Genomic DNA, 12,703 nt, shown 5'->3' on the forward strand with positions numbered 1-12,703 from the left:
AAGATAAATATGAGTAGACCAGAGTCAACAGTAACGGTTAATGGGTCCGGAAAAGATATTAACTTGCTTAAGCATACATGGAAAGCACAATGGGTTACACACCCAAGTGCATCAACACTAGACTATAGTGTGTTCCTTTTTCGCCATGTATTTACTCTCAAAGAGAAAATAAGTGAGTTCATCATTTTTGTGTCTGCCGACAACCGTTATAGACTTTTTGTTAATGGCGAACGTGTTTGTTACGGACCATCAATTGGAGATACCGCACACCAACGTTATGAAACACTTAATATAGCCGACAAATTAAACGTTGGTAAAAACGTTATTGCTGCTGAAGTCGTGAATTTCGGTGAGTACAGAAGTGTGTCGCAAGTGACTTACCAAACGGCTTTTATCTTACAAGCAGACCGAAACCTCAACTTAGATATTAATACCGGAAGTGCCGATTGGAAAGTGATTAAAAACCATGCATTTTCACCAGTTAAGATTACAAGCGAGATGATGAATGCTTATTATGCCGCAGGACCACGTGACCATGTTGATGACTCAAAATACCCTTGGGGTTGGAACCAATTACAGTTTAATGACAACCATTGGCTAAACCCTAAAAGCACAACGACAGAGTTTGCTGTGGGTAGAGGTTTTTTATACGGAGGAGCTTGGCATTTAGTGCCAAGAACCATTCCTTTTATGGAAGAAAAAATAGAAAGGTTTCCTGAAATTATCCGAGTGAGTGGCATTGAAAAAAATGACGGATTTTTAAATGGTAAAGCCACTATAATCCCTAAAAATTCAAAGGTAAAAATTCTAATTGATCAAAAATATCACACTACAGGATATCCAGAATTAACCTATAGCCATGGAAAAAACAGTGAACTAAAAATAACCTATGCAGAAGCATTAATAAAAGATGTCAATCCAGATAAAAAAGTTTCTGATGGTAATTTAAACCTAGTAGATTTAAAAGGAAATCGTAATGAGTTTGAAGGAAAATCCATATTTGGGTATTATGATATCATTTGTCCTAATGGTGGTAAACATAGATTTTATAAACCGCTTTCACGACGAACCTATCGATTTATTGAACTAGAAATAACGACAAAAGAAGAGGCTTTAATTTTAGAAGATTACCATGGTGTTTATACAGGATATCCATTTGAAGAAAAAGCAAAAGTGAGAACAGGCGATCCTTCTCTTACTAAAATTTGGGATGCCGCATGGAGAACATTACGTAATTCTGCAGACGAGATGTATTACGATTCTTATTATGAAAATTTACAGTATATAGGCGATACAAAAATTGCGTCTCTTATCTCAATTTATGTGTCTGGGGATGACAGATTAATGCGAAAAGCCATACAACAATTCGATGACTCTCGCACCTCAGAAGGTTTAACCCAAAGTCGATATCCATCAAACATAATTCAAATTATACCACCTTTTTCATTGATTTGGGTCGATATGATTTATGATTATTTCATGTATAGAAATAATCCTGAATTTTTACGTCAGTTTATTCCTGGAATTAAATCAATAATAGACTGGTTTGCTACTCGTGTTGATGAAACTGGTATGCTTACAAATTTAAAATGGTGGAATTTCACAGATTGGACTATCGATTTTCCAAGTGGCATTCCTCAAGGTGCAGACGATGGCTATTCAGCAAATATCGCGTTACAGTTTGCCAAAACCTTAGATCATGCACAAGCTGTATTCCGTTATTTTAATTTAGAACATGAAGTCAATTCGTATCAAAAACTGTCTAAACGTATTAAAAAGTCTGTTTTAGAACGCTGTTTTGATACAAAAAAAGGACTTATTGCTGAAACACCAGATAAAAAAGAATTCTCACAGCACACAAATATCTTAGGTATATTAACCGATACATTTAAACAAGATGTTCAATCTGACATAATGAAAAAAGTACTTGAAGACGAGACGCTTTTTCAAGCTACAATATATTTTAAATTTTACCTCTTTAGAGCACTTCAAAAGGTAGGTTTAGGAGATTTATATTTCGATTTATTAGGATCTTGGAAAGGTATGATTGATGATGGCATGACGACTTATGGCGAAACGGATATTAATCCGCGTTCAGAATGTCATGCGTGGAGCTCGAGTCCAAACTTCGATTTTCTACACACCGTTGCTGGTATATATCCAGGCGAACATTCGTTCAAATCGGTTGTAATAGAACCAAATTTAGGACAATTAACAAAACTCGATGTCGAATTTCCGCATCCTCAAGGTATGATCATCGTTCGCTATTCAAGAAATGATAATAAAATAAATGCAGAGATTTCAACGCCAGAAGATCTTAAAGGTGAATTTAAATGGCAAGGAAAATCGATTCCACTTGTTGGAGGAAAACAAAACATAGCATTATAAAAATTTAGAAAACAGTAATATGAAATACGGTAGTTATATAAATAACGGACTTGAATATAACATAACAAATTCACAACCGCCTCGCGATTGGTTTAACATGTTGTGGAACCCAAAATACTTAGCCAGTGTAGGACAAAATCTTAATGGCTTTTCATTGTATCAAAATGAAGCTGGTGTCCTAACTAATCTATTTGGAAAACAAGATGATAGAAGTGCGCCACGACATATTTACTTAAGAGATAATGAGACTAACGACGTATGGTCCGTAGCACCAAACACAACTGGTGTTGAATTAGATGACTATAGTTGTACACACGGATTGGGCTATACCATTTTGGAAAGTAAAAAAAATGGCATCAAGGTCACATTTCAAATATTTGTACCACGCCAAGAAGCCGGTGAAATATGGTCCGTAAAGGTATTTAATGAATCAGGTAGACCACGAAACATATCTGTATTTAGCGTAGCAAAAGTGATTTTAGATGGAGTAAATCTAACCTATGGCTATAATTCTGCCGTTGATGGTTATCACGATAGAGAAAAACAACGATTGTTTTTTAGAAACCGATCGGTAAGTGTTATGACGGAAAAGTATCGCGCATTTACCTATACTGATGTACCTTTTGATCATTTTGACATTAGTAAAGATGTATTCTTAGGTCACAACCTCAGTTTTGAAATGCCAGACTGTATCGTTAAAGGACAATTAAATGATAGTGATGCTTCAACAGAATATATGGTATCTGCCTTACAGCACAATTTAAATCTGAATGATGGAGCGGAGCAACGCATCAATATTGTAATGGGTATTGTATTTGATGAAGCTGAAGCAGATGACTTTACGGCTTTATATGCCAATAGTGCTCGTATTGATGCCGAACTTGAAACTATCAAAAAACAAAATATAGCCAGATTAGGCCTTTCAGAATTAAACACTCCCGATGCCGATTTTAATAATCTGTTTAACGTTTGGATGAAACATCAGTTACATCTTATGGCAGACTGGGCAAGGTTTTATTTTAAAGGCTATCGTGATACACTTCAAGATGCCGCAGGTGTTGCCATTATAGATCCTGACCGTGCTTTAAAAATGTTAGAAAAAGCGTTAGAAAATCAAAAGAGTAATGGATTTTGTCCTAGAGCATTTAGAGTCTCTTCTATGGAGGTGGCAGCGGCAGATAAACATTATTCTGACTCACCAAGTTGGATTAGTCATGCCACATATTCCATACTTCGGGAAACCGGGGATCTTAGCATGTTAGATAAAGTTGTCGCCTATTCTGATAGTGGAGAAGATACCATCTGGAATCACAACTTAAAAGCTTTAGATTTTCTTTGGAACGACAGAGGAGAGCACGGCTTAGCATTAATACGACATGGAGACTGGAATGATTTAATGGATCGCGTTGGTGCTGAAGGAAAAGGAGAAGGAGTTTGGATGAGTATAGCTCTTGCTAAAGCGCTTAAAGTGGTTGAAGAAATTGCAGCTTGGAAAGGTGACACAACAATAGCAACACAATGTGCAGAAAGATATCATGAAATTAAAGCGAATATCTTAAAATATGGTTGGGACGAAGATCACTTTATTTACGCTTACACGGATGCCGGAAATAAGGTAGGTGATAATGCTTCAGAAGAAGGGCAAGTTTTCATAAATCCGCAGTCATGGGCTGTACTTGCAGGCATTATTGATGCTGAAAAATATGAAGTTATCATGAAAAAAGTGGAACCTATGGTAGATACACCTGTTGGTCCTGTTCATAATTGGCCACCATTTACAAAATACAATAAAGACATCGGTTCTATAACTGGGATTCCACAGGGTAATTTTACCAATGGAAACGTCTATTGTCATGCCGCATCATTTAAAATTGCAGCAGATTATGCTGCAGGAAGAAACGATAAAGCCTTTGAAACCTTTAAAAGAATTCTGCCTTCAGAAGAGAAATCAGAACCTTATGCACAACCCAATAGTTATGTAGGTCCATCGGCATTACGTAAAGATAGACACGTTTCTGATGATCCTTGGAGAACAGGTACTGTGGCTTGGAATATGCTCAACTGTTTTGATAATCTTTTAGGCTTTAAACGAACTCTAAAAGGGGTTACAATTGATCCGCAAATTCCTTCATTTTGGAATAATGTATCCTATACAAGAATTTTTAGAGGGACTACATTCAATATTACCATAAAACGAGGTGAGGAACAAATGATGTTGGTTGACGGAAAAGAACAAACAGATAATTTTATTGAAGTATCTGAATCTGGACTAAACCAAAAGGAAATCTCTATAGATTTTCAAATAGGAAAAACTAAAACGAATTAAATGAAGTTAGACAAACAAAATATTGGTGTAGAGGAAAATATATCGATAAAAGAAAAGATTGGTTTCAGCTTAGGAGATACAGCTTCAAATCTGGTATGGCAGACCTTAATGATTTTTCAACTGTATTTTTATACCGATATTTTTGGGTTACCAGCAGCTGTCGTAGGAACCATGTTTTTAATTACAAAAATATGGGATTCCATCAACGATCCGGTAATGGGACTTATTGCCGATCGTACCAATACAAAATGGGGAAAATTCCGTCCTTTTCTTTTGTGGTTGGCCTTACCATTTGCACTGGTAGGTGTACTCACTTTTACAACACCGGATTTTAGCCTAACAGGCAAAATTATATACGCCTATGTAACCTATACGCTAATGATGATGGTATATACGGCTATAAATATTCCTTATTCTTCATTGATGGGAGTTGTTTCTGCAAGTCCTTCACAGCGCGCTAGTTTTTCACAATACAGATTTATGTTTGCGTTTACTGGCGGATTGCTTGTGCAAGCCTTAACGCTTCCATTAGTTAATAGTATCGGTGGAGATAATACCAGTGTGTTTTCAGCAGAATTAAATACCAATCAAATTGTAATTACTGAACATGGTGTTGGAGCTTCAAAATTAGTTTTAAATGCAGATATAGGTGAAGACGACCTGTTAACTAAAAACGTTACCGTAATCGTTTATAAAAATGATTTAAAAAGTGAAATAGATGATACAACAGATATTTTATATTTAGAAGAGGGCTTTGGAACACATACTTTAAATCCTTCAACCTATTTTGACGAAACTATTTTCTCGAAGAAACTATCAGTTCAGGTGGTAAATGAAGCTAAAGGGTTTCAAGGGGTCATGATTGTATTTGGAATTATGTCCATCATCATGTTTCTAACCACATTTTATACCACCAAAGAGCGTGTTTCGCCTCCTAAAGAACAGAAAACAAACATCAAAAATGACTTTAAAGACTTGTTTAGCAATAAGCCTTGGTTGGTGCTTTTAGTTATTGGAGTGATAAGTTTGGCGTATGTTGCCATTAGATATGGGTCGGTTATGTATTATTTTAAATACTACATAGAAGATGAATCGCTAGTAAGTTCGTTTCTAGTGTCAGGAACTATAGTCACAATCATTGCCATTTCTTTTACTGAGAAACTATGTAACCGATTTGGTAAAAAGAAAGTTGTCATTGCCTGCCAACTCATTGCTGGTACGTTTACAGCCCTATTCTTCTTTGTGGATAAATCTAATATAACAATGATATTCGCTCTTAATATCATTGTCAGTTTAGCTTCAGGTCCACCAGCTCCAATCTTATTTGCGATGTATACGGATACGGCAAGTTATTCTGAATGGAAAAATAACAGACGTGCTACGGGCCTAATTATGTCGGCTTCTACCATGGCTCAAAAATTTGGACTTACCATTGGAGCAGCGCTAGCCGGTTGGATATTAGCTTTTTATGGATTTAAGGCTAATACAGTACAAACAACAGAATCTGCTTTTGGTATTCTTTTAATGGTAAGTTTAATTCCTGCTGCAGGTAGTTTTCTTGTTGCTGGTATTATGAGTTTCTATCCGCTTGATAATAAAACCATGGATAAAATTGAGGGTGAATTGGAATCGAGAAGAGCCCTAGCAGAAAAACAATAAATTTTGTAAAAAATTAAAAGACTATGACAATGTCAATAAGATTTATAGCGATCACAATTTCGATTTTAGTTTTAACATCGTGTAAAAATAAAATTGAAGTTAAAGAACACACTGAGGAAACTAAACAAGAACTCGTGAAACGGGTTTTTTCATTAGCAGAACATCAGTATGATTATTTAATACATAAAATAGATACCATTTCACCATTATTGAACCCAAGAAGTTTAAATAAGGATGGATCGCTTAGAATGGCCTACAAACAAGATTGGACCTGTGGTTTTTTTCCAGGTTCACTATGGTATTTATACGAACAAACAAATGATAATAAGTGGAAAATAGAGGCCGAAAAATTTACAGAAGCCTTAGACTCCGCCCAATTTGTAAAATGGAACCACGATGTTGGATTTATGATACAAAACTCTTTTGGACAAGGCTATCGCCTTACCGGAAAGGACACCTATAAACAAGCGGTTATTGATGCGGCAAAATCCTTAAGTACACGTTACCGACCAGTTGCAAAAGTCATCCAATCTTGGGATACTGATGCGCCATGGATTCAAGGGAAAGGATTAGACATGCCTATTATTATTGATAATATGATGAATTTAAACCTCTTATATCAAGCTACTAAGCATACGGCAGATTCAACGTTTTCAAATATCGCAAATGCTCACGCCACAACTACGATTAAAAACCAGTATAGAACTGATTATAGTTGTTATCATATCATAGACTACGACCATATTACAGGTGAAGTACGTAAAAAAGTAAATTTTCAAGGCTTCGCTGACGAGTCTGCTTGGGCGCGTGGACAGGCATGGGGATTGTATGGTTATACAGAAGCTTATAAAGAATCGGGACATAAAATATTCCTAGAGCAAGCTAAGAAGATAGCCGATTATATTATGAATAACGATAAAATTCCTGGTGATAATATTCCTTATTGGGATTATGATGCCGAAAGTACTGAAGAGATTCCCAGAGATGCCTCAGCGGCAGCTATTGTAGCATCGGCATTATTGGAATTACAAGCTTTTGATGTAACAAATAAAAAAGAATATTTAGACTACACCGAAACCATCTTAAGAACACTTTCATCTGATGACTATTTAGCTCAAAAAAATGAAAACGGAGGCTTTATTTTAAAACATTCTGTGGGCAATTTTCATGAAAATAATGAAACCGATGCTCCACTAAATTATGCAGATTACTACTATTTAGAGGCTTTAATTCGATGGTCTAATATATAACGGTATCATTTAAAAACGGAAATTTATACATACTGCTCAAACCTTTATAAGTTTTGTCTTTTATTCATTACTGAGCCGTGTAATATTATGAATTTAGAAGTTTTTATATATATATTTGAGAATACTATAATAATTAGCTATTGTATTACTAACAACTAACTTTTTAGGGTACTTTTTTGACGTTTCTTTAAAAGCCTTATAATTCTAAATTCAATTTTTTATGGGAATAACACATTTTAAACTCACTGCATTTCTCTGTGTTTTTATAATAACATCATTTTCTGTTTTGCAAGCACAAGAAATTCAAATAACTGGTAAAGTGACTTCATTAGAAGATGAGATGCCTATGCCAGGTGTGTCCATCATTGTTGTAGGAAAGAACAAGGGGACGAATACGGATTTTAATGGAGTTTATTCAATTGATGCAGAAAAAGGAGACGTACTTCGCTTTAGCTATATTGGCTTCTCTGAACAGAAGGTAACTATAGGAGATAATACCGTTATTAATATTCAATTGGTTGAATCTGTTGAAGCTCTTAACGAAGTCGTGGTTACTGCTCTAGGAATTTCACGTAAGGAACAAGCTTTAGGCTATGCTATATCTAAAGTTGATGGTGAAGAACTCGCTGAAATAAAAAGTATTAATGCCGTTAACTCGTTAGCAGGAAAAGTTGCTGGTGTAGATATTGCGCAACCAAATACAGGGTCAGGTGGTTCATCTAAAATTATTATTCGTGGAAACACAAAATTTAATGGTTCTAATCAACCACTATACGTTGTTGATGGGGTTCCAATGGATAACAACTCTTTCGGACAAGCCGGACAATACGGTGGCCAAGATTTAGGAGATGGTATTTCTTCTGTAAACTCAGATGACATAGAAACCATATCTGTTTTAAAAGGTCCTGCAGCAGCAGCATTATATGGTTCTAGAGGTGGTAATGGTGTCATTTTAATTACTACAAAATCCTTTAAAAAGAACTCGAAATCTAAATTTAATATTAATTTTTCAACAAACTCTACGTTTGATGAGGTCATAAGTGGATACGAAGATGTTCAACATGTGTATGGTCAAGGAATCGGAACTCCACCAAGAGATATTGGTGACGCTACAGGAATGTGGAGTTGGGGTGGTAAAATGGATCCAAATTTACAATTCATCTCTTTCGATGGACAGTATAGAGATTATGGTGTAAAAAAAGATAATATTGAGTCCTTTTTTAGAACAGGTTATACCATTCAAAATACCATCTCTTTATCTGGTGGTAATGAATCTGCCAACCTATTATTTTCTGCATCAGATGTAAAAATGGAGGATATTGTTCCAAATAGCGGTTTACATAGAAATAACTTCACTTTAAAAGGGCATATGAAAATGTGGGAGAAATTAACTTTAGATGCCAAAGTTAATTTTACTCTAGAAGATGTAGATAATAGACCTTATTTGGGTTATTCTGGTGCAAATACGGCATTAGCACTTTTGGGCTTACCAGGAAATATTGATCAGCAATGGTTACAAGATAGTGCAACGGATGTCAACGGTGATTATGTGTTTTGGAATTCTGCAACTCGAATTATCAATCCTTACTATTCATTATATAACATGAAAAATGAATCTAATAAGAATAGAGTTTTAGGATATGCCTCTTTAAACTATAATATCACAGATTGGTTAGATTTCAAATTCAAATCTGGTATAGATACATTTACATATGATTATTATAATTACTCACCAAAAACAACCCCTTTAGCTGAATGGGGAGAATTAACAAAAATAGACTCAAGAACTACTGAAATTAATACGGAATTTCTATTTTCTGCGAATAAAGAGCTTAACGATAATTGGACCGTTGGAGCAAGTCTTGGTGGAAACATTATGAATTATGAAAGTTCAACAAATACTATACTTGGTAAAAACCAAGGGTCAGAGGATGTCATCTCTATAAATAATTATAATGAATTCATTGTAGGACGACAAAACCCTAGAAAATCAGTCAGATCGTTTTACGGATTTGCAAATGTTAGTTTTAAAGATTATGCCTTTTTAGATGTCACAGGAAGACAAGATTGGTCATCTACATTAAAAAAAGGAAATAACGGCTATTTTTATCCATCATTTACAGGTGCTTTAGTCTTAACCAAGGCCATAGAAAATATAAAATCTAAAACAATATCTTATGCAAAATTAAGAGCCTCATATGCCGAAGTTGGTGGCGATACAGATCCTTATGCTTATAATACCTTTTTCGATTACCCATATTCTTCAAACGGAGCAAATTTTTCAACCGTAAATGATATTACTTATTTTACCAATATTAACCCTTCAAGAACAAAAGGATATGAATTTGGTTTAGACGCAAAACTTTTTAATTGGAGAGTTGGCTTAGACATAACACATTACAATCAAACCACCTATGACGAAATTATGAATATTCCTATTTCTAATTCAAACGGATTTGAATCTGCTAGTATTAATGCAGGTGAAATAAACAATAAAGGATGGGAAGTGATGGTAAATTTTGTACCTATCAAAACAGATGATCTCCGTTGGGATTTAACATTCAATTTTGCCCACAATGAGAACAAAATTGTAAAATTACATGAAGAAGCAAAAAGACAAACCATTGCAAGAGCAGATTGGATTAGCTCATTAATCACAGCAGAAGAAGGTGGCTCTTATGGAGATATTGTCGGTTACGACTTTAAACGTACTGAGGATGGTACTCCTATATTAGGTGCTAATGGACTACCTTTAAGATCTGATGAACAAGTGACTTTAGGTAATGGGCAATATAAATTTACTGGAGGTATTACCAATGGTATCCAATATAAAGGATTTAGGTTAAGAGCTTTAATTCAAATTAAATCTGGTGCAGATATATTATCTATGACCAATCAAAAATTATATCAACAAGGGGCACATATTGGAACCTTAGACGGACGAGAAGGATGGGCACTATCCGAATCAGAACGGGAAAGTGCTGGCGAACTTCCAAGTAATTGGGTTGCCACAGGTGGTTACCTAGCACAAGGGGTCATTGAAGATGGAGTTGGAGTAGACGGAAATCCAAATTATAGAGCTAATGACGTTTATGTAAATCCTAAAGATTATTGGGGCAGCATTGCAAATTCGCACATTATAAAACCTTTTATATACGATGCATCGTATGTAAAATTAAGAGAGGTATCTTTATCTTACTCTTTAGGACCAAAAGCACTAAAAAACATTAAATTCTTAAATGGTTTAACTTTTTCTATTATTGGTAGAAATTTATGGTTAATTTATTCAAATGTACCTAATGTCGACCCCGAATCAACTTACAATATTAGTAATGGACAAGGCTATGAATATGGTTCTTTACCACAAAGACGAAGTTACGGATTTAACTTAACTGCAAAATTTTAAAAAATGAAGACAAGTATAAAGCTATTAATAGTAGTAGTGTCTACTTTAACACTAACTACTAGTTGTGAAGATTTTAACGACTTAAATGTTGACCCAACAACCTCAACTATTGCCAACCCTAAAACCTTAATCTCTAAAGTACAAACAAGCTACTCTGGGGATAGAGAAACACAATGGAGATCTTTAGCTGCGTATCACATGTCAATTACGCAAATGATTTCAGATGGGTGGACTGTATCGCATGGGCAAGCCTATAAACTCGATATAAGTTATATGGAGTATATGTGGAAAAGTTCTTATCGTGAAATCAGTGATTTAACTTACGCCATTCAAGAAGCTGAACAAAATCCAGAACTTGTAAATTACGAAGCTGTAGCCAGGATATTAAAAGTTATGATCTTTGCTCAACTTACAGATACTTATGGAGATTTACCATATTTTGAAGCGGGTGCACAAGCAGAGGACGATAATTTACATCCGGCTTACGACAATCAGGAAGACATTTATAACGATTTCTTTAAGGAATTAAAAGAAGCTGCCGCTCAATTAGATGACTCTAAAGCTTTAGAAGGTGATTTAATGTATAATGGAGATGTAGAAAGATGGAGAAAATTTGCAAATTCTTTAAGATTAAGATATGCTATGAGATTAGTCAATGTTAATTTGTCTAAAGCCGAAACAGAAGCCGTATTAGCTATTGAAGATGGTGTGATGGAAAATATTGATGACGCTGCCAAAGTAGAACATGGTGATTTTACAGTAAGCACAAGTGGAGCCTCAGAAATTAGAGGAAATGGATTTTCACAAGTTCAAAATTTTTCAGAAGAAATAATGGTGGCCTGTGAAACATATGTATCTTATTTACGAGACAACGATGACCCAAGACTCTTAATGATGTTTGGAATGTATGCCGCTTACCAAGAAGATGCTACATCGCGATACAACTCAAAGTCTTCTACCGAAACTAGTGTGGAAATTACAGATGAATATTTAGCTGCCTATGGAGTTCTTGAAGGCTATGCACCAGGATACTTTTTATTTGAATCACCTGAAGATGCACCAGCCGATATTTGGTCACCACGTTTCGTTGAAAAAAATGGTAGAACCGTTCAAATTGATAAATATTTTAAACCACTTCAGATAAGAAGACATTTAACACGGATTGACTTACCTTCAATATATCAATCTTATTCTGAAGTAGAACTTTGGTTGGCAGAAGCAGCTCTAAGAGGTTGGAGTAGTATTGGTGGTGATGCTAAAACCCATTATAAAAATGCCATTTTTGCTAACATTGATGAACTGGTTATAATATTAGGTGCTGAACCTAATTTAGATATTAATTCAGATGTTTACGCTGAAAATTTATGGAACAATACTGCAGATAAAATGGAGGCTATAAACATGCAACATTATGTTAATAATTTTTACAATGGTATAGAAGGCTTTGCAAACTGGAGAAGATCAGGTTTTCCTGTACTTAAACCTACAACTGATAATCCGTATACGGACCAAACACTAAATGGTTTAATTCCTAGAAAATTACCATATCCTAATACTGAAATGAATTTTAACAGAGAAAATTTAGAACCCCATTTAGATAACGGAGTTAATTTTTGGGGAGCACCTGTTTGGTGGGATAATAGTTTAACAAGAGGAGTTGATTTATCAGATTAA

General features: G+C 35.0%; 6 protein-coding genes. All 6 read left to right on the forward strand.

All coding sequences use genetic code 11. From position 1 onward, the window contains the following. Positions 1–9 precede the first annotated feature (9 nt). The 6 genes from ABD730_RS13935 to ABD730_RS13960 all read left to right on the forward strand — a co-directional run bounded on the left by ABD730_RS13935 (position 10) and on the right by ABD730_RS13960 (position 12,703). Entirely contained in the window at positions 10–2,388 is a 2,379-nt protein-coding gene (locus ABD730_RS13935) for an alpha-L-rhamnosidase-related protein (RefSeq protein WP_344715488.1), read from the forward strand. A 19-nt stretch (positions 2,389–2,407) separates the two neighbouring features. Next, entirely contained in the window at positions 2,408–4,714 is a 2,307-nt protein-coding gene (locus tag ABD730_RS13940; protein WP_344715490.1) for a GH36-type glycosyl hydrolase domain-containing protein, read from the forward strand. Continuing rightward, entirely contained in the window at positions 4,715–6,373 is a 1,659-nt protein-coding gene (locus ABD730_RS13945; RefSeq protein ID WP_344715491.1) for an MFS transporter, read from the forward strand. A 29-nt stretch (positions 6,374–6,402) separates the two neighbouring features. Beyond that, on the forward strand, positions 6,403–7,623 hold the full coding sequence (locus ABD730_RS13950) for a glucuronyl hydrolase (RefSeq protein ID WP_344715493.1): 1,221 nt from the start codon (positions 6,403–6,405) through the stop codon (positions 7,621–7,623). 220 nt (positions 7,624–7,843) lie between these two features. Then, positions 7,844–11,029 (forward strand): SusC/RagA family TonB-linked outer membrane protein, encoded by a 3,186-nt coding sequence (locus ABD730_RS13955; RefSeq protein WP_344715494.1) that lies wholly within the window; start codon positions 7,844–7,846, stop codon positions 11,027–11,029. A gap of 3 nt (positions 11,030–11,032) precedes the next feature. Next, positions 11,033–12,703, forward strand: a complete 1,671-nt coding sequence (locus ABD730_RS13960; RefSeq protein WP_344715497.1) for a SusD/RagB family nutrient-binding outer membrane lipoprotein — start codon at positions 11,033–11,035, stop codon at positions 12,701–12,703.

The sequence above is a fragment of the Winogradskyella damuponensis genome (assembly GCF_039538385.1).
In the GTDB taxonomy this organism is placed as follows: Bacteria; Bacteroidota; Bacteroidia; order Flavobacteriales; family Flavobacteriaceae; genus Winogradskyella; species Winogradskyella damuponensis.